20 protein-coding genes and 1 tRNA gene are annotated in these 26,327 nt (G+C 57.0%); 10 read left to right on the top strand and 11 right to left on the bottom strand.

Features of this window, described 5'->3' with window-relative positions; all coding sequences use genetic code 11:
- Position 1 precedes the first annotated feature (1 nt).
- The 3 genes from BMZ01_RS08385 to BMZ01_RS08395 all read left to right on the top strand — a co-directional run bounded on the left by BMZ01_RS08385 (position 2) and on the right by BMZ01_RS08395 (position 2,195).
- Entirely contained in the window at positions 2-700 is a 699-nt protein-coding gene (locus BMZ01_RS08385; RefSeq protein ID WP_092286391.1) for a glycosyltransferase family 2 protein, read from the top strand.
- A complete protein-coding gene (locus BMZ01_RS08390; RefSeq protein WP_092286393.1) occupies positions 697-1,050 on the top strand; it encodes a DUF2304 domain-containing protein in 354 nt (117 codons plus the stop codon). Before BMZ01_RS08385 ends, BMZ01_RS08390 begins: the two co-directional genes overlap by 4 nt.
- Before the next feature lie 266 nt (positions 1,051-1,316).
- Positions 1,317-2,195, top strand: coding sequence for a DsbA family protein (locus tag BMZ01_RS08395; protein ID WP_223845879.1), 879 nt, complete (start codon positions 1,317-1,319; stop codon positions 2,193-2,195).
- A 3-nt stretch (positions 2,196-2,198) separates the two neighbouring features.
- Here the strand turns inward: BMZ01_RS08395 and BMZ01_RS08400 are convergent, their stop codons facing one another.
- Together BMZ01_RS08400 and BMZ01_RS08405 are read right to left on the bottom strand one after the other, a co-directional pair.
- On the bottom strand, positions 2,199-3,143 hold the full coding sequence (locus tag BMZ01_RS08400) for a GDP-mannose 4,6-dehydratase (protein ID WP_092286395.1): 945 nt from the start codon (positions 3,141-3,143) through the stop codon (positions 2,199-2,201).
- A 17-nt stretch (positions 3,144-3,160) separates the two neighbouring features.
- On the bottom strand, positions 3,161-4,741 hold the full coding sequence (locus BMZ01_RS08405; protein ID WP_092286398.1) for an MFS transporter: 1,581 nt from the start codon (positions 4,739-4,741) through the stop codon (positions 3,161-3,163).
- Positions 4,742-5,047: 306 nt separating this feature from the next.
- Here BMZ01_RS08405 and BMZ01_RS08410 point away from each other — a divergent pair, with 306 nt between their 5' ends.
- Together BMZ01_RS08410 and BMZ01_RS08420 are read left to right on the top strand one after the other, a co-directional pair.
- Positions 5,048-5,635: a TetR/AcrR family transcriptional regulator gene (locus BMZ01_RS08410; RefSeq protein WP_092286400.1), complete on the top strand. Its 588-nt coding sequence runs from the start codon at positions 5,048-5,050 to the stop codon at positions 5,633-5,635.
- A gap of 1,170 nt (positions 5,636-6,805) precedes the next feature.
- Positions 6,806-9,025, top strand: coding sequence for a prealbumin-like fold domain-containing protein (locus BMZ01_RS08420; protein WP_092286404.1), 2,220 nt, complete (start codon positions 6,806-6,808; stop codon positions 9,023-9,025).
- 389 nt (positions 9,026-9,414) lie between these two features.
- Here BMZ01_RS08420 and BMZ01_RS11220 read toward each other — a convergent pair whose 3' ends face one another.
- Together BMZ01_RS11220 and BMZ01_RS08425 are read right to left on the bottom strand one after the other, a co-directional pair.
- On the bottom strand, positions 9,415-9,768 hold the full coding sequence (locus BMZ01_RS11220; protein WP_177180123.1) for a hypothetical protein: 354 nt from the start codon (positions 9,766-9,768) through the stop codon (positions 9,415-9,417).
- Positions 9,765-10,013, bottom strand: a complete 249-nt coding sequence (locus BMZ01_RS08425) for a phage portal protein (protein WP_223845876.1) — start codon at positions 10,011-10,013, stop codon at positions 9,765-9,767. Before BMZ01_RS08425 ends, BMZ01_RS11220 begins: the two co-directional genes overlap by 4 nt.
- A gap of 799 nt (positions 10,014-10,812) precedes the next feature.
- Here BMZ01_RS08425 and BMZ01_RS08435 point away from each other — a divergent pair.
- The gene (locus tag BMZ01_RS08435; protein ID WP_218140944.1) at positions 10,813-11,349 is read left to right on the top strand and encodes a hypothetical protein; all 537 of its coding nucleotides are present in this window, start codon (positions 10,813-10,815) and stop codon (positions 11,347-11,349) included.
- Positions 11,350-11,513: 164 nt separating this feature from the next.
- Here the strand turns inward: BMZ01_RS08435 and BMZ01_RS11385 are convergent, their stop codons facing one another.
- Together BMZ01_RS11385 and BMZ01_RS11040 are read right to left on the bottom strand one after the other, a co-directional pair.
- Positions 11,514-11,897, bottom strand: coding sequence for a terminase TerL endonuclease subunit (locus tag BMZ01_RS11385; RefSeq protein WP_317845908.1), 384 nt, complete (start codon positions 11,895-11,897; stop codon positions 11,514-11,516).
- A gap of 333 nt (positions 11,898-12,230) precedes the next feature.
- Positions 12,231-12,476 carry a hypothetical protein gene (locus tag BMZ01_RS11040; protein WP_143067480.1) on the bottom strand — a complete coding sequence of 82 codons (246 nt, stop codon included), beginning with the start codon at positions 12,474-12,476 and terminating at the stop codon, positions 12,231-12,233.
- Between the two features lie 616 nt (positions 12,477-13,092).
- Here BMZ01_RS11040 and BMZ01_RS11225 point away from each other — a divergent pair.
- Positions 13,093-13,245, top strand: a complete 153-nt coding sequence (locus BMZ01_RS11225; protein ID WP_177180124.1) for a hypothetical protein — start codon at positions 13,093-13,095, stop codon at positions 13,243-13,245.
- Between the two features lie 473 nt (positions 13,246-13,718).
- Here the strand turns inward: BMZ01_RS11225 and BMZ01_RS08455 are convergent.
- A tRNA-Thr gene (locus BMZ01_RS08455) sits at positions 13,719-13,794 on the bottom strand.
- Between the two features lie 90 nt (positions 13,795-13,884).
- Positions 13,885-15,162: a DNA polymerase III subunit delta' gene (locus BMZ01_RS08460; protein WP_092286414.1), complete on the bottom strand. Its 1,278-nt coding sequence runs from the start codon at positions 15,160-15,162 to the stop codon at positions 13,885-13,887.
- A 78-nt stretch (positions 15,163-15,240) separates the two neighbouring features.
- On the opposite strand from BMZ01_RS08460, the gene BMZ01_RS08465 reads away from it, so the two are divergent.
- Positions 15,241-16,767 carry an adenylate/guanylate cyclase domain-containing protein gene (locus BMZ01_RS08465; RefSeq protein ID WP_092286416.1) on the top strand — a complete coding sequence of 509 codons (1,527 nt, stop codon included), beginning with the start codon at positions 15,241-15,243 and terminating at the stop codon, positions 16,765-16,767.
- Positions 16,768-16,954: 187 nt separating this feature from the next.
- Positions 16,955-18,940, top strand: a complete 1,986-nt coding sequence (locus BMZ01_RS08470; RefSeq protein ID WP_092286418.1) for an OPT family oligopeptide transporter — start codon at positions 16,955-16,957, stop codon at positions 18,938-18,940.
- Positions 18,941-19,075: 135 nt separating this feature from the next.
- Here the strand turns inward: BMZ01_RS08470 and BMZ01_RS08475 are convergent, their stop codons facing one another.
- The 3 genes from BMZ01_RS08475 to BMZ01_RS08485 all read right to left on the bottom strand — a co-directional run bounded on the left by BMZ01_RS08475 (position 19,076) and on the right by BMZ01_RS08485 (position 23,479).
- Positions 19,076-19,759 carry a lysoplasmalogenase family protein gene (locus tag BMZ01_RS08475; protein ID WP_177180125.1) on the bottom strand — a complete coding sequence of 228 codons (684 nt, stop codon included), beginning with the start codon at positions 19,757-19,759 and terminating at the stop codon, positions 19,076-19,078.
- Positions 19,760-19,777: 18 nt separating this feature from the next.
- Complete coding sequence (gene topA, locus BMZ01_RS08480) at positions 19,778-22,735, bottom strand: type I DNA topoisomerase (RefSeq protein ID WP_092286422.1); 2,958 nt, start codon at positions 22,733-22,735, stop codon at positions 19,778-19,780.
- Positions 22,736-23,275: 540 nt separating this feature from the next.
- Positions 23,276-23,479: a cold-shock protein gene (locus tag BMZ01_RS08485; protein ID WP_092286424.1), complete on the bottom strand. Its 204-nt coding sequence runs from the start codon at positions 23,477-23,479 to the stop codon at positions 23,276-23,278.
- 383 nt (positions 23,480-23,862) lie between these two features.
- Between BMZ01_RS08485 and BMZ01_RS11300 the strand changes: the two genes are divergently transcribed.
- Positions 23,863-26,322 carry a DEAD/DEAH box helicase gene (locus BMZ01_RS11300; RefSeq protein ID WP_425304782.1) on the top strand — a complete coding sequence of 820 codons (2,460 nt, stop codon included), beginning with the start codon at positions 23,863-23,865 and terminating at the stop codon, positions 26,320-26,322.
- Positions 26,323-26,327 lie beyond the last annotated feature (5 nt).

Raw genomic sequence — 26,327 nt, forward strand, 5'->3', positions numbered from 1 at the left:
CATGAGCCTTGATTTCCGTGATACCTGGCTGATCATCCCCTGTTTTAATGAGGGGTCTGTCATCGGCGAAGTGATCACTAACGCCCGCGCAACTTTCCCAAATATTGTGGCCGTCAATGACGGTTCCGCGGATAACTCCGCCGCCGCCATCCACGCCGCCGGGGCTCATTTGGTGAATCATCCGGTGAACCTGGGCCAAGGTGCCGCCATCCAAACCGGGGTGGAATACGCCCGCGCCCAACCCGGCGCGAAAATTTTTGTCACCTTCGATGCCGACGGCCAACACCAGGTCAAAGATGTGGTGGCCATGGTGGATCGCCTGCGCGCGGAACCCGTGGACATTATTGTGGGCACGCGTTTTGGTCGCCCCCGCAGCGAAGATGATCAGGTTCCTTTGATTAAAAGAATTGTGCTGAAAACGGTGGTGGCGTTATCGCCGCGCACTCGGCGCCTGGGTTTAACGGATGCGCATAATGGTTTGCGGGTGTTTAATCGCACCGTCGCGGAGCAATTGAATTTGCGGATGAATGGCATGAGCCACGCCAGTGAATTCGTGCGCTTGATGGATGATCATTCCTGGCGGGTGTCCGAACAGCCGGTGGATATTCTCTACACGGAATATTCCATGAGTAAGGGCCAATCGCTCTTTAATGGCGTCAATATTTTGGCCGATGGTTTATTGGCTAGGAGGCTGCCATGAGCACCACATTAATCCAGATTTTCCTGCTTTTAGCCACCCTCGGATTGGTCTTCTATTTCCTAACTAATCGCCGCAAAGCCCGCGCCAAAGCCGGCACAAAGTTACTCTTCCTGCTTTTCATTGCCGTCGCCATTTGGGCGGTTCTACGCCCCGATGACCTCACCATCGTCGCACATTGGGTGGGCGTGGATCGCGGCACTGACCTGCTGCTTTATGGCCTGGTGATGGCCTTTATGTTCACCACTTTGTCCGCCTGGGTGCGTTTCCGCGAACAAGAGCTGCGCTATGCGCGCCTAGCACGGGCGGTGGCGCTACAAAATGCGGTGCGCCCCGAAGATGAGCTTTCCTAAAGCTTTGCCCGAGACCCGCAGGTTGCGGCCCGGCAGCTAAGGTGCAGGAGGCGGCGCTGGCTGGCGCTTGCCACACGTGTCTTGCTTTGATTCGCGAGTAGGCACACCCCAAGACAGAAGGAGTTTAAGCAAACGTGAAGGACACTAACCCGCAGCCGCCTGAAGAGCCTGAAGAGGCCGTGGCAGCTACTGAAGCTACGGACACCCCGGATGCCGTCGAAGCCACTGAGCCCGCTGAGGCTACTGAAGCTACTCAGCGCCCCGGGATTCCCGCGGTGTATTGGGTTATTACCGTGCTGTTGGCACTCCTTGCTGGTCTTGGCGGCTATGTGCTGGGCACTAACCACGGTGAAGAAAAAGCCTTGGCGAGTGTGGAAAGCGCGGTGAATTCTGATGATCCGCAGAACCCCAATGCGCCGGCGCGCAGTGAGCAAGAAGACCAGAAGTTAGCTAAGAAGGCGAAGCCCGGTAAGGGCGATAAACAAGCCAAGGCACAGGCTGATGGCACCTATAATGCGCAGATCCATGGTCCCGGCGCGCCGATTAAGAGTGCTGATGATGTGTTGAATGTGCATCGCCGTGATGCCGAGGATCCCTTTGCTATTGGTGCGGTGGATGCCCCGGTGGTGATCTCTGAGTTCTCGGACTTTGAGTGCCCCTTCTGTGCCCGTTGGGCGAATGCCACTGAGCCCACCATTATGAAGAACTATGTGGATAAGGGCTTAGTCCGCTTGGAGTGGAATGATATGCCCGTTAATGGTGAGAATGCGGTTGCCGGGGCGAAAGCCGGGCGTGCTGCTGCTGAGCAGGGAAAGTTCTTTGAGTTCAAGAAGGCGCTATATACCGCCTCGAAGGATAAGACCGGGCACCCCAACTATGGCTTCGATGATTTCGTGCGTTTCGCCGAAGAAGCTGGGGTTCCGGATATGGAGAAATTCAAAGCCGATGCCCAAAGCGATAAATACGATCAAACCCTAGATGAGTCCCGCGCCTATGCCGCTGGCATTGGGATTAGCGGTACCCCCGGATTCTTTATCGGCAAGACCTATGTGGCTGGTGCGCAGGCCACCGACATGTTTGAAAAGGTGATTACCCAGGAGCTCGCCCGCGTGGGTGCAGGCGAGGTAGAGGTTCCGAAGAAGTAGTTTTTAGTCGCCGTACTGGCGGAAGTATTCCACGGTGCGGCGAATACCTTCTTCTAGATCAACCTGCGGCTGCCAGCCTAAAATGCGCTGGGCTTTAGACCAATCAATGGCAGAGCGCGGCAGGTCTCCTAGGCGCGGTGGTGCGTAGTCCGGGTTATCTTCTACCCCTGCGGCTGCGGCCACCGCGCTATGTAGTTCACGGTCGCTGGTTTCTACTGCGGTGCCGATATTAAAGCGTTGCCCACCACCGGCTTTACCGGCGGCGAGCTGGAAGGCGCGCACCACATCACCGACATAGACATAGTCGCGGGTTTGCTCGCCCTTGCCGAATACCTTGGTGGGGTTTCCTTTGAGCAGCGCTTGGGAGAAGATGGCCACCACACCGGCTTCACCATGGGGGTCTTGGCGAGGCCCATAAACATTTGCTGGGGCAATGTGCGTGCACTCTAACCCGTAGAGATGGCGGAAGGTGTTGAGGTAGAGTTCGCCGGCTACCTTGCTGGTGGCATAGGGCGAGTGTGGGTCCACTGGGGTGTCTTCGCTAACTGGAAGATCCGTGGGTTCGCCGTAGATGGAGCCACCGGAGGACGTGAATACGATTTTGCGTACCCCGTGTTGGCGGGCGGCGTCGGCGATGCGGATGGTGGATAAGATATTGGTTTCCGCATCAAAAAGTGGGTCGCTCACCGAGTGCCGCACATCGATTTGGGCGGCGAGGTGGAAGACCACTTCGGGGCGGTGCTTGGCGAAAACTTCGTTGAAGTCGAGTTCTAACATGTCGGCTTCGATGAAGGTGAGCCGCCCGGTGGCTTGGGCTTCCTGCAGGTTGCTGCGCTTCCCGCTGGAGAGATTATCGACCACGATGACTTCGGCATCTTCTTCTTGAAGCAGGAGGTCGGTGAGGTTTGATCCGATGAAGCCGGCACCGCCGGTGACAAGGCTACGCATGTGCCCGAGTATAAGGGCTAGTGCTTTTCATCTTGTGCATCTTGAGCTAATCGCAGCGAGTTGATGAGGGCTACGCACAGTACGCCCGCCGCTAAGAGGAGCGTCCACCTTGAGGACGTGAGTAGCGCATGGATAGCTGGGGCCGCAGCCACCGGGTCTCGGAAAGCAAGCTCCGGGATGATCGCACCCACCGAGTCGTGAACTGCGCGCGTGAGTTCCTGGGCGCGGGGAATGCCGGCGGCGATCAGGCCATCCTGGGTGAGGGTGCTCAGGCGCGCGATCATGAAGCCGCCGAGGCCGGCGATACCGATGGCGGAGCCGAGTTGGCGGATGGTGGTTTGCAGGCCAGAGGCCATGCCGGAGAGTTCGACGGGGACATCTTGCATGGTGGTGTCGGTAAGCTGCGCGTTGGCCAGACCGATGCCGAAGCCGTAGGCGGCGAGGATGATGGCCATGACCCAGCTGTGGCTGGAGATGGCCCACGCGAGGGCGGCGAGCATGAGGGTTTGGGAGCCAAGCCCAAGCAGGATCACCTGTTTTTTGCCGAGGGTTTTAATGAGATGCGGGACCACAGCAGAGGCTAGGAAGGTGCCTCCTGCCAGGCACATCATGAGCCAGCCGGTGTTCAGTGCGCTATATCCAAGCGCCCCTTGGAGAAGCAGTGGGAGCGCGAAGATGAGGCCGAATTCGCCCAGCGATACTAAGAAAGCGGTGCTCGCGCCGAGGCGGAAGCTGCGTAGTTGGAAGAGGCTTAAGTCCACCAGGACGGGTTGATGCTGGGCGCTGCGGTGGCGTTCGTGGCGAAGGAAGATGGCGATGAGAAGTAGTGCCACGGCGGCGATGGGCATGGTGGTGGCCCAGCCGAGGGTGCTGGATTCGATAAGAGCGAAGACGAGGGCGGCAAGGGCGGTGGAGATGAGCGCAACGCCGCTGAGGTCGAAGGCTTTGAGGCTGCGTTCGGCGTGCGTATCGCGGGTGTTGGGGGTGTAGGCGAGCATGCCGATTAAAGCGATGAGGCCGAAGGGGATATTGAGCCAAAAGGCCCAGCGCCAGGAGATATCGGTGGCGAGCCAGCCGCCGACGAGCGGGCCGACTGCGGCCATGCCGCCGATCATGGAGCCGTAGACGGCGAAAGCGATGGAGCGGTCTTTGCCGCGGAAGAGGGTGTTGATGGTTGAAAGGGTGGCCGGTAGCACTGCGGCTGCGCCGAGGCCCTGGAAGGTGCGGGCGATAATGAGGCTAAGTGGGGTGTGGGCGGCGCCGGCGGCTAGGGAGGCGATGAGGAAGATGCTGAGTCCGCTGGCGGCGATTCGGCGGCGACCGAAGAGGTCGCCGAGGCGACCGGCGCTAATGATGAAGGCGGCAAAGACTAGGGAATAGATGGCGTTGATCCATTGCGCGTCGGCGGCTCGTAAGCCGAGATCGCGGATGACCACCGGCAGGGCCACATTGGCGATGGTGGCGTCCATGATGACCAGGGCGACGGCTAAGGCGATGGCGCCGAGAGAAAGCCAGCGGCTGCGTTGGGGTGTGGGTGTTGTGGTGGCGGTGTTTGTGGTTTTGCTGCTGGGGTTGCTGGTTGTTGTGAGGGCGTTCATGAGCTTCCTTCTTCGCTGCTGTGGGGATGCTTGCGCAATTAGCGCTTCGGGCGCGTGGGGCCTTCGGGCGCTTGAGACGCCTGGGGCGCTGTGCGAGGGAAACCTGGTCAGTACTCGAACGCGGGCACGCTATCTGGGGTGTATGGGATGGCGTGTTCGTGGGAGCTTGGATGGCCCGGTTTTCGTTGGGTTCAAATTTTGTCGACACGGTGACGATAACATATTGACAGAGTGTCGACAAAATGGAAAGTAGAGGGCCGAGGAGTACCGTGAAGAACATCTGGATTTAAAGGAGAGAATCTTCCGATGCCCAAGATCGAAGCATCTACCGTCGCCGAACACCGCGCTATGCGTGAACGGCAAGTGCTTGGTGCTGCTGCCGACCTGCTTTTAAGCGGCGGCTCTTCGGCGCTTACCCCGGCTGCGGTAGCTGCTGCCGCAAACATTTCGCGCACGAGTATCTACCACTACTTCCCTTCCGGGTCCGATCTGTTGTTGGCGACGTTGGAATATTTGATGGAGCAGTCCGTCGCGGAGTTAGAGGAGGCCATGCAGGCGGCTGGGCCCACCCCGCTGGAAAAAATTGAGGCTTATGTGCGCGCCTCGTTGTCTTCGGCGACTGCTGGGTATTGCGCGGGCATTATTGAACCGCAGGACTTGCCTGCTGACCAGTGCGGACGCTTACGGGAGTGGCATGATCGACTACTGGCGCCGCTGATTGATGCGGCGGAAGGGTGCAAGGCCCCGGATAGTCCGCTGGCGGCGCACTTAGTGCAGGGCATGATTGATGCGGCGGCGCGGGCGATTGCCGATGGGAATGATCGCCAGGAGGTTACCGAAACCACCGTGACGCTCCTGCGGGCAGCGTTTAGCAACCCACATGCGGGGCGATAGCGGTTGAGAGGTCGTGGTTTAGCGGTAGCGGTTGGACGCTTGTGACATACGCGGGGCAAACACGATTCGGGGACAATGGGTGTGCATTACCGCGACACTCACGACACAACCCCCGCAGCTAACCTAAGGCGCAGCGCTCCCATAGTGACCGCTGATCAGGGTTTTATCGATTGACCCTGGACACTATTTGCAAGAAATGCCATTATTGGAGGAACCTAAGGTAAGCCTAACTTTGCCGGTCTATATACCTTGAGCTCGGAAGGTTTCTACCTCTCCGACAACCACACGAACCTGAGACTCATTGGGGCGTGGCGCGGTTCCATGGGACTTTAGGGCTGTATAAAACGAAAGCTAAAGGGGATGCACCCCCTCCTGCCAAACAGCGAAGGAAAGAATCATGCTGGACCTCAGTCAAGAAAACTCAAAAATCGGCAACCTCGTCATGCTGTTTTCAGCGTTGCCGCGGTGATTATCCTCCACATCACTACCGACTTCTCCACGCTAGAAAGAATCCTCATCGCTGGCCTCGTGGGCATCGTGGCGCGGTTTATCGCATTCCGCATACTTCCTGCTCCCCCCGGCAAAGGAGTAAAGGACTAAGACCATCCCCAGTGCCACGTTACCCGCTGGGGAGTCCACAAATTTTGCGGCTTTAGGGCTGGAGGGTGCTAAGACCCCAACACCCCGGACAGACTCCTCGCGATCGGTTTTGCAGGTTCCGGAGCACACATTCAACACCGTCACCATTCGTTTGCAACTACAGCGTCAGCAGAACTACGCAATCCGCCCCGCCTAGAAACTAGACCCGCCTCACACGGATGGGGGTAGCTGCGAATCGTCCTAGACGCCGCCCCGTCGTGAACAATGTGAGCACTTACCGATTGCAGGCAGCACGCACCAAAATCCCCGCTCCACATATTTCATTAACGAAACTGGTTGCCATTTTCGCTGCTAGAACGTTATCACAGCAGTTACCTACAGGTTTTACCCCACTGGCCAAATAGTAAGGAAAGTCGATACCTGCAAATTGATAAAGCAGATCTTTGTCAGCCCCACTACCGAAAGGCCGGCAAGTTCTATTGACTGCACCTTACTTAATTGTCGTGACCTGGGCTTTTATACCTTATACTTGAGTTGTCATCACTCACCCCAGATAGGGAACAGGCAACCATGGTCACAAACAGGCAAGGTCCCACTTTTAAGGTCTTTGCACCCAAAACAGATGCACATCCTCTAAGTCACGTACTCCTTGCCCTAGGAATGGTCCTTGGGTTAATCGGAGCCCTGGTGTTTACCGTTCCACCGGTTGCTCAGGCCGATCATCGGCCGTTCCCTAAATACGAGATGACCTTCCAAAAACTGGCAGGCACCCGGGACCCCAATTGGTCTCCTGGTGATCCTGGGGATGGATGCATCCGGCAACCGGAAGTTCCTCCGGGACATCTAACAACTTTCGGATTCAGAGCAATGCTTGACCATTGCGAAGGTTTTCGCACCACTATCCGCTTCTATCTGGCCGAAGACTCACCCGGCTCCCCGACTCTTCAATTCCGTTTCGGTACAACTTGGCAGTACCGAACCGAAGAGATGCTCAGCAACAATGATCTGCAATTGAAGCCGGTCGAAAATTTTCTTTATGACGGCGAGCCGGTGTCTCGGGAACAATACGACCCAGAAAATCCTGCACTTGTAGACAGCGAGGGAAATCTCGTACGCATGGGTGGCGACGGGCTATATGAGCCCGTCCACTACACCTTCGAAGACACCTTTGGCCCCGGCGAAGAACATACAATCCAATTCGACAGTTATTTCCCCGCAGATGGCGCCAACGCAGCACTATCTTGGGGAACTGGTTCCACTGGCGATACCACTGGTGGGAGCATCGGAGCCACTGCTAATGGTCTGTGGGTCTCTCCCCCAGCCAAAATGGATTTCCGCTATGTGCTGCATTCTGAATACCTTGCTGCGCGCGGAATAGCCCAGGATGCCGAGCTAACCAAGGACTTCGATTTACCAGGGCTACCAGAACGCAACTGGGCGACTGCAGCTAGCGGAATTGAAGACACTACTTTCGACCTTCTGAGCTGCTTGGAAGAACCGGGCCAGCACCTGGCTGATGTTACTAACTCACTGCCGATCAACCAGATCTATGGGGAGTTGCCTTACGACACCCCCACCCTGTTTGAGGACAAGGTTGGAACGTCTGGCTTCGCTGAGTGGCCTTGGCAGTGGTACGTCTACCAGGACGGTCAGTGGCAGCCCAAAAAGGGTTTGCGTCCAATGAACCGTAACGGCACTGCCTTCGATCCCTATTACAACGAAGATGGTAGCTACATGGAGCTGCCTTATAAGCCGACCGTGGAGTCTCTTATCCGTGACATCCCTGGATATGAGTACGTCGACAACGACATCACGATCTTGGAAAAAGGCCAGTTTGATGTCAACCAGCCGGCACACTCCTACAAGTACAACCCTGCTCCTAACGTGTTGCTACGAAAGGTAAACGGGGCCAACACCCAGCACTTCTACTACACGTATCGTCCGAAACCAGGGACTTTCGAACTTTCGAAAGCGGGAGTCAGCTACACCTGGAATGAAGACGAAAAGAACTTCGACGAGGTTAAAGAACCGCTGGAGGGGGCGGAGTTCGAGCTCTACGAAGTTGTAGACACAAAGACAACTCCTTGTGGGCTGGCGCCGGATCTCACCAACACAGAGACGGTGACCGTATGCGATGCTAAAACCCCCTCCAGCGCCGAGGAACTGGAGGACTTGGCGGCGGCTGACCCCACTGGTTGTGAAGAGAAAACCGTCCGCAAGATAGTCCTGGAAGGGACTCAGGCAACGGATGGAATTTTCACCACCAATGCTGATGGCATTTTCAGCCCCGAAGGTGAACCGTCGCTAACTCCCGGTAACTATTTGGTGCGAGAGGTTTCCGCTCCTGGTGAACACATCATTTTGAATGAGTGGATTCCCTTCACTATCCCCCTTCAGGTCGAGGAAACTACGAGCGCTGTTGCCGTGCAGGCAGACAACTACCTGCCGCCACCACCGCCTCCTACGCCGACGCCTACCCCGACTACGACTCCGCCGGTACCGACCACACCCAACACAACGCCTCCGGAAACCACCACGGTGACCACTGAGACAACGCCTCCGGAAACCACCACGGTGACACCTCCAACTGTCACAGTTCCCCTAAGCACCCCACCATCTACCCCGCCCGCAATTACACCGCCGGCCACACCGCCGAATAAGCCTCCACACGATCCAGATAAACCAATTCTGGCTATCACCGGCGCTAATGTTGCGAAGACCGGTGCAATTGCACTGCTATTCTGCGTTGTCGGTTTAGCTCTCATCAGAAGCCACCGCCGCAGTAACTAATGTTTAGGCCACTATCCACCAGCCTTAACCGGTGGATAGTGGCCGTTTTCGTGCTCTTAAGGAGCTTTCGCGGGGAACCATGAACTCTGTTTCCTAAGCATGGGCCATTATTTCAGGTCCTCAGCGCCCGGGCGGCCAGAATTGAAGCAAACGCACCCGACTTTAGAGTTCCCCCTGCCCCGGGAATTGCGCATGTAGCATCCGAATTATCAGGGTATGCGTCCTGGACCGGGGTTCTGGAATGTGCACGGCAACGTCGTTATTTTTCGCAAGCATTTTCAATTCACTTACCTTGCCTATTGCGCTTGTCCCGTAGAGGCAGCGGCGAAGGTAGATCTTGCAAGCAGTTAGATCGATACGATTTCAATAGCGTCGTTAGCGGTGTCCACCTACCGCCTAAAACGATAGGAATAACTCATCACCGGCACCAGAATTGACCAGCATATGGTGACAGCGAACGCCTTAATTCCTGATACAACTTCCATAGAGTCTTTACCCAGAGAGGTCGAAAAATCAACCGCTGCGAGAGGAGAAACGGTATCTAGGAATGGGGTTACAAATCGCGCGACAGGACTGCCAGTCCCACTGATCAATTCCTTCAGGAGTGGGAAAAGCAGCAGAATCAGCAGGCAAACCGTTACCGTTGCCAATCTTCCTCGCACTAAGTCACCAATACTTGAGAACAAAGCGGCAAAAAGAGCCGCGCATATTACGGCCAAAGCGACTTCAGCGAGTCCAGTCAAGGCGTCATGAGGGTTTCACGGAAGATGAAGCTCGTCATCTCCTGGCTTGGCTCATCATGAAGAAGCCCATACAGCGGATGATCGAGGGTTTTCACCCGCGACCCAGATTTATCGGTGTGACAGACGTGTAGCGCCAGTCCGGCGACCGCCTCGGCTAAAATCCGCACACACGAATACACCACCGTCAGCTGCATCGCGGAGCGTTCCGTCACCGGACGGCCACCGGCCGAAGAAGGACCAAACAAAAACTATGAGACGAGCCGACCTGATGATCGGTAGCATCACGGGCATTAGTTTCTCGTAGCCATGTAAGCAACTCCATGGTGAAGGCTCCTTCCCGTAAAGCATGGGGTGTGAAGGTACGGTGGCCGTGGCATAGGCGGCGCACCTATCGGCTCGAAGTCGACAGACGGCTTTTTATCGACCATGCCTCTCCGGTACGGCTTGATGTCGACTGGGTGAACTGTACTATCCAGTTCCTGCCCAGTGGTTTTTCATCTAGGGTGATCATCGCTCGAGCGAAATCGTAGTGCCACTACCGCCTAGCTAGGTTTCGCCTCGGTTTGAGCCCCGCACCCAGTCCAGAGCACGTAGAAGCCGAGACCAGGGAGTGGCTGGAAACGTCCGATGATTTAGAGAACAAGCAGCCCCCGCCCGCCATACACAGACGCCTCCATTTCACTGCCACTTTTTATGGCGTGATCTGCGGCCATGCTGGTGTCGGATTGAACTCTGATCAAACGACTTTTCTTGAGAAAATCAAAGATAGCGTGATGAGCCTAGAGTCCGTTGCCGAGGAGGAATCCAATGAGTGAATAGAACCAGGAAGCTGCAAGGCAAAGCAATAGCCCCGGCGGTGTATCGATGTTTCACGACATTGACCAATCCGGGGCCTTCTGCCACACAGATTACCACACTCCCGATTCGGTAGCGAGTTTGGACTCTTTGGAAAATTGGTTCTCAACACCACGGCTGCATCGCTACGCGGCCGCTACAAGACCAGACCTTCTCTACATCTGGAACACCAGATTATCCAAGGCATTCTTGGAGGACGTCGGCCACGTCGAGGTGCTCCTACGCAACTTCATCCACCACCGCCTCGCCAAGGACTGCGGCCAAGACGACTGGTATCATGCGACTACCCGCTACCGCTTCAACCAACCCTTCCAGAGGTCGGTGGCCAAAGTTGAACGTCAGCTCAGAAACCGTGGACGCGACGCCACCCCAGATCAAGTGATCGCAGAACTTTCATTCGATAGCTGGCGCTTCTTGCTGACCCAACGCCATGAGGTCACCATCTGGAGAGCACTCATCAATCTCAAAAACGGAGGCATGCCCCACTACCGAAGTCGCAACCGAGCCGACTTCGAATCGGACGTAGAGCTCATCCGCCGGCTACGTAATCGGGCTTCACATCAAGAACCGTTGATCCTCGAGGCAGGACCGACAACGGCTGAGGCTGAGCAGCTCGATGCCTATGCTGCAGCGTTAGAAAACACAGCAGCCCGCATCGATCCTGATGGCGCACAGTGGATCATCGCTAACTCACGCGTTGAGGCCATCCGCAAACTGCGCCCCTAGAGCACGAGTAACCCTCGCCCGTCATACACACGACCGCCCACTTGTCCACCGCCTCGGATTGCCCGGTCGAGCGCCATGATCGAAGCGACGACGCCGTTAATTGTCCTGGTGGTTTTTGTTTGCCGGATTTGATGTTGTCGGCCGGGTCGGTGCATACGTGAATGTTATCGACCATCCATGACAGGACTGGGCGCCCCATGTGCGAGCTTTCCTTCCAGTGCTAACTTCATGAGTTTCTTGGATGGTGGGCTCATGTCGCGGAATCCTTGCCCGAATACGACGACGGTGAAGCCAGCGTCTTCGAGGTTATGTGACATTTGGACGCCTCCCCACCGGTCGTAAGCGATCTCGCAGATATTGAAACGTTCACTCAACTGTTGGCTGTGGTGTTCGATGTATGCGTAGTGGACGACATTACCCTCAGTCGTTTGTAGGTGGCCTTGTGTGTGCCAGGTGTCGTCGGGCACGTGATCCCTAGCTACGCGGAGCGGGAGGTTGTCTTGGGGGTATCCAACACCACGGCGCAACCACATACTTACTCTGGTCATCACCGGTCTCAGGTGGGAAGACGAGGACAAACACGGTGATGTCGGCCGTGCTAGCGAGATCGAGCCTGCCGTAACAAGCCCTGGCCTCCATTGACGACAAGTCCACCAGGTGTGTGTTTTGGTTCCACACGTACATGGGCATCCACTGCACAGACTGCTTCACCAACTGGTTGAGGCGAAGCTGCCTGGCGGTGTTCTTCTCTGCTGGGTTTTGCGGCGAGAGTCGACGGCGCCTTCGTTATGAAGAAAGCCGACAAGAGCGCTCAGGCCGTTGCGGGGTGTCAATTCGGCAAGCATGGGTCTACTGCAGAGCCGACACCCCGTAACGTTGATTTAGCCGACTCCTCCAAGGCTCATGCCGATGGCAAAGAGGATGCCGGGGAGGGCGAAGAGCACAACCCACGCGACGAGCATCAATGCCCATGTACCTCTTCCAGGTGCCCACCCCCGCACGAGAGCCCAAAGCGCATGGAGGGCACCAATGACACCGACTGCCATGCCGGCACCTTCGAAGACAGTGAGCATGCTGTTCAAGGCCTGCACGAAGACAGCTAGTAGCTGGCCAAGGAACAGAATCACGAATAAAACGACGTGAATCTGAAAAATGCGAGTGTGAGACGCAGGGGCGCCTGCTCGATTAGATGTAGTCATTTTTCCCTTCCCAAGAGCTGCTTTACTCGCAAAGTAAGTTGCCGCCCCTTCACCTTCGCCCACTCAGCCCAGCTCATGCTCGCGCTGTTGTTGCTGATGAATGCGCGGAACTCAGATTCGCAGGAGCGCCTTCCCCATCCCCCTCCTGTCGTAGCATCGGTCACGGAGTTGGCAGCCGCGATCGAGAGTGTTGGTTGGTTGTCCACCAAGTCTGCCATACCCGCAGTAGCGGTACCCCGAGGACATGTCGCTTCCAGCTGATGTGCACTCGTCCCATGATTTGGTCTGACTAGGAGTATTGCTGGCAGCAAATGCGTTTACATACTTGCCCACTTCGACGACGTCGGGATTCTCGCCATTCTGCTGAGCCAGTCTGAGGTCGAACTGGACGATACCGTGTTTGTTCGTCACATAGGTCTCGACCCTCTTCTCGACTGCTAGGCGGTATGAAGGATCGTTTCGAGCTCCCGCGGGTAGGGCTGTAGGAACGGCTTCGTGGCTGGTGGCTTCGGCCTCTGCGGACAGAGGCACCATAATAGCCAGAGTGAGTATTGCCATCACAGCGGCGATGGCTTTGGACATCCTGATTGCCATGGTGGTTCCCTGGGGTGGGCCGAGTTTTCGGACCGGCGGGTTAAAACATGACCAGTTGTTTGTGGTGGTCGTGCCAGGTAGCAGCGAACTCGTTTGGGGTTAGGCAGCGCAACGCTGAGTGTGGGTTGATCCTCGTTGTAGCGCTTTGACCACCAGGCCCGTTCATCTCGTGTCTGTCTGGCGTCTTTGAAGAAGTAATCTTCAACCAATTCGTCACGCGATCGGTCAGGGTATGACCTCTACATTGTGACTGCCACGAGCGCGACCCGACGCTCATCTCGCAGAGGCGCATCAACTTGGGCTTAAGCTCCGCCGCCACCCGCAACGTCAACCATCCATGCGCTGACAGCAGCGCCGCACCGCCAACCGTCTCTGAGGTGAAAATCAAAGCGCCCGGAGGAAGCAGCAACCTACTCCACCCTCTTGGTCTTGAACAGCTACAGGCATCCATGCAAACCCGACTATGAGCCGATACCCCAGAGGATGGGCCAACCTATTACAGAGCACCGTGTCTACGGAGCAAAAAGTCAGCCCCACCTTCCTTTGCCGGAACGTGGGGCTGACCTGATACTCCGATGGAGCCGCTTGCGAGAATCGAACTCGCGACCTTCTCATTACGAGTGAGACGCTCTGCCGACTGAGCTAAAGCGGCACGCCAGGAAAGTTTAGCCTAGTGCCGCGGATCAACCCAAAACGATCCCCAACTGATTCACAGAACCTTCAAATATGGCACCGCAGCAGCTTAGGAAACACCGCAGGCTAGTCTTAAACGCCCCACCATTGCATCCATCGCGACCTGCGGCGAGACGTTGTATCCCAAAGCTTCACGGCATAGGTTCACTGCGTCCAAGCATGCGACTACACCGGCGCTATCGGTCCGCTGCGCGATCTCACGGGAAGCCCCTTCAAAATCTGGGTGCACCAACTCCACATCAGCTCCAGTGGAGAGCATTAAGGCATCTCGATACAAGCCAGCTAAGTCCACCAAAGCCAAGTCCAGTGAATCACGCAGACGGCGGGTTCCTCGCTTCTGTTGACGTTTTTCCAGGTCTTTAATCTGCCCAGAGGCACCCCGCATAGCTCGCTGCACCCCCTTGCCTTTAGCCCCCATGCCTAAAGCTGTGCGCAACTTCTCCATCTCGGCTTCGTCTTGAGCGGCATACGCCTCCTTGGCTTCCTTCGTCAGTGCTTTCACTAAAGTCGTAACACCGCGGAATGCGAGGTCGCCGTGGAAGACCAATTCCGCAAGCCCCAAAATCTGAGCGCGGCGTTGTTGTAGCTCTGGGCTCCTCACCAGCCGCCGGGCGCGCCCAATATGCCTCAAGCTAGCGGCAGCAGCAAGCTGCGCGTCGGATTCTGTTGCACCTTCTTCTTCCACCAAGATGCGGGTGATCTCTGCCATGGATGGGGTGGGTACGTAGACATGGCGGCAGCGTGATCGCAAGGTCACGGAGAAGTCCTGGGGATCTGTAGAAGGCGCGCACAAAATAATCACTGTGCTTGCCGGTGGTTCCTCCACTGTTTTTAATAAAGCGTTCGCCGCTTCATCGGTGAGTCGATCGGCATCTTCAATTACCAGCACCCGCCAGTTCGCAACCGTGGGTAACTTCGCGGCATCTTCGATGAAGCTTCGCATCACGCTTACCGAGATCGAGAGCTCCTGCGGAATCACATGAACTACGTCTGTATGCGTGTCATTGCGCACATCACGGCAATCACGACATTGCCCACACCCAGGGGTTGGTCCGCTACATACCAAGGCCTGCGCGAGCATCAATGCAGCATTGGATCGCCCAGCGCCAGGAGGTCCTGTAAAAAGCCATGCGTGAGTCATGGCGGCGCGCTGCGTACTGCTCTTTCCACCTGAAGCACCTGCTCCGGAGGTTTCCCGGCGCGCCTCTTCAGCTGCCGCCAGGATGGCTCTTTGCACCGCTGGGGCGCCGGCAAGTCGCTCAGCTACCGTGCGTGGATGCGGCGCTGCATGTGGGCCCGTAGTAGGGGTGGGAGCAGGAGTAGTCACGCTCCCTACCCTATGGTGCGAGGTGGGCTGTGCGCCAGGGAGGCGAGAACCACGGCCAGGTTGGTTAAAGTAGCAAGCATGAGTCGACTGTTCCGGGCACTGAAGTGGCTACTGGGCACCTCGTGGCCACTCTATGCCGCGTTGGTGCTGGGCAGTAATGTCATTGGTGCTCTCGCTGTGATGGGGTTTGTCCGTTTCTTGATCCCACTTCCGGAGGTTGATGGCTTCGAAAAGAATGTGCCTCACCTGCCGTGGGTAGCCGGTGGTTATCTGGCCTTTGCGGTGGTGGTGGGCATTATCGTGACCCTCTCACTTTTCCGCCCGGTTCTCGATTGGCAGCGACACCCGGAAAGCCATGACCCAAATATGGTGCGCAACCTAGTGATGCGCATCCCGGTGTATCAATCAGCGGTAGCCGCCACTGTGTGGCTAATCGGTATTGCTATTGCCACCACGATTACGTGGTCCCATGCCCCGCGTTTGGGTTTAGTTGTGCTGATCTCCACGCTATTGGCCGGCATGGTGGTCATCTTATTGACCTACTTGGAAGCTGAACGACTCGTGCGGCCAGTGGCGGCAGCTGCTCTGGCTCGCCGTTTTGAGGATTCCACCCTAGAACCACCGATTACGCATCGACTGCGGTTGACCTGGACTATGACCTCTGCAGTCCCGCTGATTGGTATTGCATTGTTGTTGGTTGGTCAGCGCGTGGGTTTCTTCCCTAATGATGGTGCGGAGCTCTTCCCAGCGATTCTGGCGTTATCGGTAACCGCTTTGGTCACTGGTTTTGTGGGGACCACCTTCGCGATTATGTCGGTAGTAGATCCCATCTTGGAGCTGCAGGAGGCCATCAATCGGGTTCGCCGCGGCGATGTTAATGCCGAGGTGGATATTTATGATGGCTCTGAAATCGGGGTGCTGCAAGCCGGTTTTAATGAAATGATGCGCGGGCTAAAAGAACGCCAACGCGTCCGCGATATCTTTGGCCGCTATGTGGGTACCGAGGTTGCTCGCCGCGCCTTAGAAGAGCGCCCCACTCTAGGTGGCGAGGACCGCAAGGTAGCGGTGCTTTTTATTGATGTGATTGGTTCAACCACCTTCGCGGTGGACCACACCCCAGAAGAGGTCGTGGAGGAACTCAACCGTTTCTTTGAGCATGTGGTGGAGGTAGTACACCGCAATCGCGGCATTATTAATAAATTCCAAGGCGATGCGGCCTTAGCCGTATTTGGTGCCCCCTTACCGCTTGCAGATGCCACCTCCCATGCACTGACTGCCGCTCGAGAGCTACGCCAGGAGCTCAAAGGCATGAAGCTGCAAGCTGGTATTGGGGTCGCCGCGGGGCATGTGGTGGCCGGCCATATTGGTGGGCATGATCGCTTCGAGTACACCGTCATTGGGGATGCTGTGAATACTGCAGCGCGTCTGACCGAAATGGCGAAAGACACCCCAGGTGGGGTGTTAACGAACGCGGCTACCTTGCGGGGTGCTAATGAGGTTGAGCAGGCACGTTGGACTTTGTTGAAGTCGGTTGAACTGCGTGGTCGCGGGAAGATGACGCAATTGGCGCGCCCGATTCGTCCGACCCTGGCGGATCGTTCTTAAAAATTTTCTCCTCGGAAACTTGGGGTGTGCTCCCGCATTTTTGTGGGCACCCTGTTCTTTAGCCTGCGGAATTCCTGCCATAGGATAGGGAAATCGCGGTGTTTTCTGGACCGCTGTACAACTCCCTTTAGCGATATTGCTTCGGCGATATCCCCTATATGAGACTAGAAAGGCAGGGACGATCGCTATGTCGACACCACCCAAAGTCGGCTCCACCCTGCGGGAACTCACTATTCGCTCAGTGATCCTGGGCGGTTTGATTACCCTCATTTTCACTGCTGCGAATGTGTATTTGGGGCTCAAGGTGGGCTTAACATTTGCCACCTCCATCCCCGCTGCGGTGATCTCCATGGCTGTGCTGAAGCGCTTTGCTGATCACACCATCACCGAGAACAACATTGTGCAAACCATCGCTTCGGCGGCTGGCACGCTCTCTGCCATTATTTTCGTCCTCCCGGGTCTGGTGATGGTCGGCTGGTGGCAGGGCTTCCCCTATTGGACGACAGTGGGGATCTGCGCCATTGGCGGCATCCTGGGCGTGATGTATTCCATCCCGCTGCGCCGTGCTTTGGTGACTGGTTCGGATCTTCCTTACCCCGAAGGTGTCGCCGCGGCCGAGGTGCTCCGCGTGGGTGATGATCATGGCCAGGCGGAAGAAAACCGTCGCGGTTTGAAGGTCATTATTGTTGGTTCTCTGGCTTCTGCCGGATATACGCTTTTGACGGCGTTGAAGGCGGTTGCCGGTGGTCTTTCTACGGCTTTCCGGGTGGGCTCGGGCGGCACCATGGTGGGCACCAGCATGTCCATGGCGTTGATTGGTGTGGGACACCTGGTGGGTGTTTCGGTTGGTGTCGCAATGATCGTTGGCTTGCTGATCTCTTATGGAATCCTGCTGCCCTATTTCACTGCCGGCACTCTTGATGGGGTCGAAGACCTAGCCGACGCTGTTGGTGGGGTGTTCTCCCAGGATGTGCGCTTTATTGGCGCTGGCACCATGGCGGTGGCTGCGGTGTGGACTTTGGTGAAAATCATTGGGCCGATTATCCGCGGCATTAAAGATGCCATGGTTTCTTCCCGCGCACGCCATGATGGCCAAACCTTGGATCTCACGGAAAGGGATATCCCCTTCCCCATCGTGGTGGGCGTTATTTTGGCCTCCATGATTCCGGTGGGGCTATTGCTGTGGAGCTTCTTACACAACACCGATATTTCCCATCACACCACCTTGCTGCTCACGCTGAGCATCCTCTTTGTGCTAGCTATTGGTCTGATTGTGGCCAGCGTGTGTGGTTATATGGCGGGTTTGATTGGCTCTTCTAACTCCCCGATTTCCGGTGTGGGCATCATCGTGGTGATTGCCGCGGCGCTGCTGATTAAATATGCCACCGGTGAAGGCGCTGAAACCGGGGCATCACTGGTGGCCTATACGTTGTTTACCGCCACCGTAGTGTTTGGTGTTGCCACCATTTCTAATGACAACCTCCAGGACCTGAAAACCGGCGAGCTGGTGGGCGCTACCCCGTGGAAACAGCAGGTGGCGTTGATCTTGGGTGTGATCTTCGGTTCCGTGATTATCCCGCCGATCCTGGAAGTCATGTACACCGGCTTTGGTTTTGTGGGTATGGAAGGTGCCGGCCCGGATGCTTTGGCTGCCCCTCAGGCTGCGCTGCTGTCCTCCGTGGTTCAAGGTATTTTCGGTGGCTCTTTGGATTGGAGCCTGCTGGGCTTAGGTGCCTTGATTGGTGTGGGCATCATCATTATTGATGAGCTGCTTTCGCGCACCACGCGCTTCTCGCTGCCGCCGCTGGCAGTGGGCATGGGCATGTATCTGCCAGTGAGCTTGACCATCATGATTCCGATGGGTGCTTTCTTGGGCATGTTCTATAACCGTTGGGCAGAACAGCAGCGCAATACCGAAACCGCGAAGCGGATGGGTGTGCTGCTAGCTACTGGCCTGATTGTGGGCGAATCGCTCTTCGGTGTGCTCAACGCCGGCATCATTGCGGCTACTGGCAAGGCTGAGCCGCTGGGGATCTTCCCGGATTCCTTCGCTGGAGTAGCCAATTGGCTTGGCGGCATTATCTTTGTGGTGGTGATCTTGGGTTGCTACCGCTGGCTGCAATCTCGGGAAAGCGACCGCGCTGATTCCCAACGTGAAGCAGCGAAGGCCTAAAACAGCCAGGTTTTCTTCACTCAATCTCGCGCACACTATGCATGACCGGCGTGGCATACCCCGCGCCATATGCATAGCGTGCGCGATTTTTATACCCTCACCTTCGGGAGGCGGGGCTCGATAAAAGCAAAGAAACTATTTCTTGGCGGGAATAAGCCCATCAGTGAGCATTAATTGCGCCAAGGTATAGGTGGCCATTACCGCGGCGGCGGACACATTCCGAACTAAGGGGCTGAATTCGGGGCCCACTTCGCGGATTAGTAGCAGCAAATCAGAGATGAGGAAAAGATTCCCGCCATGGCCGGTGCCATAAGAGGTCTGATTCTTAGGATTAATCAGGGCAGGATCATCGCCATACATGGACGTCGCGCCCAATAAAATGGAATAGGCGGCGACCGGCAGCGCTACGGGACGCTCAAAGTGATAAGCGTAGGCAGTTCCTAAAGCCCATAAAGGAATGCGGGCGGCAGCGCGAGTGGAATTGAAGGTGGCGCCGTGGTTGCGCATTCGCCGAATCCAGTCGATATGCGCGATCGCAAACGCAGCTGCACCGGCGGGAATACGGTTGGGCTGGATGAGCACAAGATCACCCAGCCACGCCGCGGCATGCCCCACCGGTAGCGTGCCGCGACGGTACGCTGAGGCCCCTAGCAGCGGCATCAGGGTGGACTTGGAGATCGCCGCAACCTTGTGTGCGCCACATAGATTCGCCCCGATATTGATTGCGGAGGCGACCACATAGGCGGCACGTTCGGGTTCCTTGGTGGCTAGACGCAGGGAATCCTGCAGCGAGCGGGCGCCCTGAATGGTGCGCTGCATAAAGGAAGTCATCAGAGTTTAAGTGGCTTTCTTTTTACGCGAGCCTGCTTTCACCACCCGCTTGGTGGTTTGTTTGCGGGTAGCTTTTTTACGCGTCGTCTTCTTTTTACCACCATCGGCGGCTTCTTTAGCGCGACGTTCCGATAGTAATTCGCAGGCGCGGGCGTCCGTCATAGTTTCGGGAGTATCGCCCTTGCGCAGCGATGCATTGGTAATCCCGTCGGTGACATAGGGGCCGAAACGACCATCTTTCACACTCATGGGTTTACCCGAAACATCATTATCACCCAGCATCTTCAGCGGGGGTTTAGCAGCCGCCCGGCCGCGGCGTTTGGGCTCCGCATAAATGCGGCGCGCTTGATCCAGGGTGATGGTGAAGATCTCATCATCACTAGCCAGGGAACGAGAATCATTCCCCTTCTTCAAATAGGGACCATAACGGCCATTTTGGGCGGTAATCATTTCCCCATCGGCGGGATCAATACCCACCTCACGCGGCAGCGAAAGCAGCTTCAGGGCATCTTCCAAGGTGACAGTTGCCGGCTCCATGGAGGACAGCAAGCTAGCCGTGCCCGGCTTGAGAGTCTCCTCAATTAGCTGGTTGATGCGCTTTTCTTTTTGCGCAGCGGCGGTCTTGGTTTCCCAATTCTTCGCGCGCTTGCCTTCCGCGGCGCGCTGGCGGTCTTCCTCCGCACGCTCCGCGGCAACCACCTTCTCTGCCTCCGCGGCAGCTTCTTCGCGCTCATCCTCGCGCACAATCTCGGTGACATAGGGGCCATAGCGGCCTTCCTTAGCCACCAACATGCGGCCATTGGCGGGGTTCTTCCCCAGCTCGCGACCACCCTGCGGGGTAGCGAAAAGTTTTTCGGCGAACTCTAAGGTCAGCTCATCCGGGGTAGTGGATTCCGGCAGGTTAGCGCGCTGATATTCGGGATTGCCTTCCTTATCGCGACCCACAATGCGCTCAATATAGGGCCCATAGCGGCCCACGCGCACCACAATGGCGCGGCCTTCCTCATCATCGAAAAGATGCAGGGAGTTCACCTCACGGGCATCAATATGCTCGAGGTTATCGCCCACCAGGGTCTTCAACCCACCATCGCGGGCAATGGTATTAGCCATCTCATCGCCGGCGGCCGTATCACCGAAGTAGAAGCCGGTCAGCCAATCGGTGCGATCACCTTCACCGCGGGCAATACGGTCAAGCATGTCCTCCATGGAGGAGGTGAAGTCATAGTCCACCAGGGAGCCGAAGTTATGCTCCAAGAGGCCAACCACTGCGAAAGCTACCCAGCTGGGTACCAGCGCATTGCCGCGGGAGAACACATAGCCGCGGTCCTGGATGGTTTTAATAATGGCGGCGTAGGTGGAAGGACGGCCAATGCCGAGGGCTTCCATCTTCTTCACCAGCTGCGCTTCGGTATAGCGTGCCGGGGGTTTGGTGGCATGCCCTTCGGCCTGGATCTTCTCCACATCCAGGGCCTCACCCTTGGTGAGATTCGGCAGCTGCTTTTCAGCATTATCGTCGACACTGCTGCCATCTGCGCGTTGAGAAATACCCACATAAACCCGCAGGAAACCAGGGAAAGTAATGGTGCGGCCGGTGGTGCGGAACTCGCAGAGTTCCCCACTAGAGGCGGTGCCGGTGATGGTGACGGTCAGCGTATTACCGCGCGCATCAGCCATCTGCGAGGCGACGGTGCGTTGCCAAATCAGCTCATAGAGTTTAAGTTCTTCGGCATCGAGTTGTCCGGCGAGTTCCTTCGGGGTGGCGAAGTGTTCGCCAGCGGGGCGAATAGCTTCGTGCGCTTCCTGGGCGTTTTTGACCTTATTCTTATAGCGCCGCGGGCCATCGGCTAGGAATTCCTTGCCATAGAGTTCCATGACCTGCTCGCGGGCAGCCTGAATACCAGACTCCGACAAGGTGGTGGAGTCAGTACGCATATAGGTGATATGCCCGTTTTCATAGAGCCGCTGCGCAATCCGCATGGTGCGCTCAGAGGTATAACGCAGCTTCCGGCCGGCCTCTTGTTGGAGGGTGGAGGTCATAAAAGGCGCATAGGGTTTGCGGGTGTAGCTTTCGTTTTTAACATCCGAAACCAGCAGCTCACGGCCTTGGAGAGCATCGGCGAGTGCCTGTGCGCGAGATTCATCAACCACCACCACATCAGTGGCGGAGTCTTTGAGCTGGCCGCGGTCATCAAAGTTGCGCCCCTGGGCGACCTTCTTGCCATCAATGGTGAAGAGGCGGGCGAGGAAACGGTTGGGGTTTTCAGCATCTGCGGTGTGCGCACCGGGGATGGATTCCTTGGTGCGCAGTGCTGCCTCTAAGTCCCAGTAGGTTGCAGAACGGAAGGCCATGCGTTCGCGTTCGCGTTCTACCACCACGCGGGTGGCAACGGACTGCACGCGGCCGGCGGATAGCCGAGGCATGACTTTCTTCCACAGCACCGGGGAAATCTCATAGCCATAGAGGCGATCAAGGATGCGGCGGGTTTCCTGCGCATCAACCAGGTTGGTGTCCAGCTCACGGGTGTTTTCCGCGGCGGCCTGGATGGCGGTGGGGGTGATCTCGTTGAACACCATGCGGCGCACCGGCACCTTGGGTTTTAAGACCTCCAGTAGGTGCCAGGCAATCGCTTCGCCTTCGCGGTCCGGGTCGGTGGCGAGGAAAAGCTCATCAACGTCCTTGAGCTTCGTCTTAAGGTCAGCGACCTTCTTCTTTTTATCGGGGCTGACCACATAAAGCGGGGCGAAGTCATGGTCGGTGTCCACACCAAGGCGCGCCCAGGGCGCTTTTTTGTACTTGGCGGGGATATCCGCCGCGCCGCGGGGGAGGTCACGGATATGGCCGACCGACGCTTCCACGACATAGTCCTTGCCCAAGTAGGGCTGGATCTTCTTCGCTTTGGTCGCCGATTCGACGATGACCAGACGCTTGGTGCCTGATCCCTTAGCCTCTGCCACGGGGCTCATCCCTTTCCCGTTCACCACAAATGATTCAGTCTCGCAGTACTGCTATTTTCTAATATTTTCGCAGGACCATAATCCCACGTTGACACCGCGGCCCTAAAACCTAGCCCCGTTTGTGCTGCGGGCACCTGCGTGTGTGTTGGGCTCCTCAACCTGTGGGGGTGCGGTCGGTGTGAGGCTCATTCACACAGTGTGCCAACTCCAAGGAGCGGCGCGGCCGAGCAGGACAGTGTGCTGAAAAGTCCTGCGATGCCTATATATAACAGCATTCTGCGAATATAAGGCGCATGAGCTTTGGGGCAACACCCCAAGAATTCATGCGTGTGGGCTTAGGTACCCACGCGCGTGTAAACCAAAGCTTCAGTGGGTGAGTCCTGAACTTTGGTGTGTTCACACGCGAGTTATGCCATTAACGAGACATACGGTACACCGTACACATCGTGTATTTACTATGAAGCAGCATAGGGGGATAACGCACTGCCGCCCCGTACCCCCACTAGGTGAGGGGACGGGGCGGCGTTGCCTAAAAAAGTTTACGGGGTTTTAGATGGCCCGGACCTGTTGAGCCTGCGGGCCTTTTGCGCCATCGCCGACTTCGAATTCAACGGGTTGATTTTCTTCGAGGGTACGGAAGCCCGCACCCTGGATCTCAGAGTAGTGAACGAAAACGTCTGCGGAGCCGTCTTCGGGGGCAATGAATCCAAAGCCCTTCTCTGCGTTGAACCATTTAACGGTGCCTTGTGCCATGGGGTAATTCCAATCTTGCTTGTGTATGGTGATGCTGCACCACGTAGGTCGACCGGGTGGTGCACCGGGTCTATCGAACTCCCGGTACAGCTACGTTCCGGGCCCTCGCATGAACTTCCTGCGAGCGCCGACCACGTCCACAACCTTGCGGTGGGACGGTGCGCACAAGAACTTGCGACCGACCTCCAGTGTTCCACACTTTGGGAGCGAAACGTTAAGTTTTGATCATGAATGACCCTATTTCAGCGGAAAATAGCGGCACTTTGGGTGCTTTTCCCCCTTCCATTGACCCCGCAACAGCGGAACTAATTGAAGATATTTTCACCCACCTGGATAAAGTCTCCGCCACGCATGTGCACACCATCGTTTCTGCGCCCGCTGACCTGGCCGAATGGCCGGAATGGTGCGACCAAAACCTACGCGATTTTTTGGTGAATAATCAGGGAATTTCCAGCTTATGGAGTCATCAGCGGGCCGCTGCGGACGCCGCCTGGCATGGCGAAGACGTGATCCTCGCCACTGGAACGTCATCTGGGAAGTCTTTGGCCTATTTATTGCCCATTCTGAGCAGATTAGCGACCGAAAAACAGGCGACGGCGCTTTATCTAACGCCCACTAAAGCACTCGGCGCGGATCAATTATTGACACTTAGCCGCTGGCTTCAGGAAATACAGGTTCCCAGCGAATTTCCTGCGGGAGCGGAAGAATACCCAGGAAATCTAGAAGATAACTGCCCCGAAACTCATACCAACAATAAGACTAAAAAGTCTGATGGCAATAGTGCGGGAAGTCCCAGTACCAACCAAGCAACAAGCCATCAAGCAGCAGGCCACCAGGCACCAACCCACCCCACTTCCACGGCTCAGCGCCAGGAGTTCCTCCAGAACCTGCGCAGCATCCAGCCTGCTCCCTACGATGGCGACACCCCTACCGAAGCGCGCCCCGGGATTCGGGACCATAGCCGTTTTATTTTCAGCAACCCAGATATGCTCCACGGCGGAATCCTCAGCAACCACCAACGCTGGGCACGTTTCCTCCGCCACCTGCGCTTCATCGTCATCGATGAATGCCATAGCTACCGCGGAATTTTTGGCGCCCATGTCGCATTAGTCATCCGCCGCCTGCTGCGCCTCGCCGCGCATTATGGTGCGCACCCAGTCGTCATTGCGGCCTCAGCTACCAGCGCTGATCCCGGCGAGCACTTCCACATGCTCATCGGCCACCGCCCACAACTACCGCGCGTGATCACCACCGACGGTTCCCCGCATGGCCCGCGCACCCTCCTTTTGTGGGAGCCCGCCCCCTTCCTCGATGATGCGGGTGAACCGATGCCGGATAAACGGCGAGCCGCCAGCACCGAAGCAGCAGAGATCATGGGGGTGGTGGTTGCCGCCGGTGCCCGCACTTTAAGTTTCGTGCGTTCCCGCCGCCAAGCTGAACTTACCGCCTTAGGCTGCCAAGAAACCCTCAGCAGCCTGGGGCGCAGCGACCTTGTTGAACGCATTGCGGCTTATCGCGCCGGCTATTTAGCTGAGGATCGCCGCCAGCTAGAACATGACCTGGACTCCGGGGCGCTTCTTGGTGTGGCCACCACCAATGCTTTGGAACTGGGCATTGATATTGGTGGCCTGGATGTGGTGATTACCGCCGGCTTCCCCGGCACTATCGCTTCCCTTCGCCAACAAGGTGGGCGTGCGGGGCGCCGCGGCCAAGGCGCCTTGGTGATCTTCATTGCCCGCAATGAACCCCTTGATTCTTATTTGGTGCACCACCCCGAAGTGCTGGTGGATCGCCCGGTCGAAAGGATTATTTTCGACCCCACCAACCCCTATGTGCTGCGCGGACATCTCCTCTGCGCCGCACTCGAACAGCCCTTAAGCCAAACCGAGATCAACGAACTCGGTGCCGCGCAGGTGGCAGAAGAACTCCAAGCCGAAGGACTCTTAAGGAAGCGTCCCCGCGGCTGGTTCGCCACCTTGCAGCCCGGCCAGGTTGATCCACACCAGGTAGTGAATCTGCGCGGCAGTAGCGGCAATGAGGTGATGATCGTGGATGCTGAAGACGGCCGCGTTCTCGGCACGGTGGATGCCGCCCGCGCTGGTAGCCAAGTGCATCCCGGCGCGGTGTACCTACACCGCGGCGAAACCTTCCTCATCCAAGAACTGGATCTGGATGCCTGCGTGGCTTTAGCGCAACCAGCGAGCCCGGAGTATTCCACCATGGCACGCACCCGCACCGATATCCGCATTATGAGCGAACCGGTAACTGGGAAGTCCTTATTCAACCCCTCCCCCGGCCTGTGGGTGGCCTCAGTGGATGTGGAGGTCACCACCCAGGTGGTGGATTATCAGTTACGCATGCCCGATGGCACGGTGCTAGAAACTGTGCCGCTGGATCTCCCGGCACAACAGCTCATGACCAAAGCGGTGGCCTACACCATTGACCCCGCTGCGCTAGAAGCCATGGGCATCGCAGCAGCTGCTATTCCCGGCACCTTGCATGCCGCCGAGCACGCCGCTATCGGCATGCTCCCGCTTATTGCCACCTGTGATCGTTGGGATATTGGCGGGGTGTCCACCGCCGAGCACGCCGATACTGGCCTGCCCACGGTGTTTGTCTACGACGGCCACCCCGGCGGCGCTGGTTTCGCCGATTGTGGTTTCCGCGAGTTCGCGCATTGGATCGCCACCACTTTCGAGGCGGTGCGTTCCTGTCCTTGCGAATCCGGCTGCCCACTATGTGTGCAATCCCCGAAGTGCGGCAATGCCAATCATCCCCTCGATAAACAGGGTGCGATCACCCTTTTAGGTGCCATGACCTCCATGTTGGGTGCAGAACTCTAATCACC

It is taken from the genome of Corynebacterium spheniscorum, assembly GCF_900113445.1.
Taxonomy (GTDB): domain Bacteria; phylum Actinomycetota; class Actinomycetes; order Mycobacteriales; family Mycobacteriaceae; genus Corynebacterium; species Corynebacterium spheniscorum.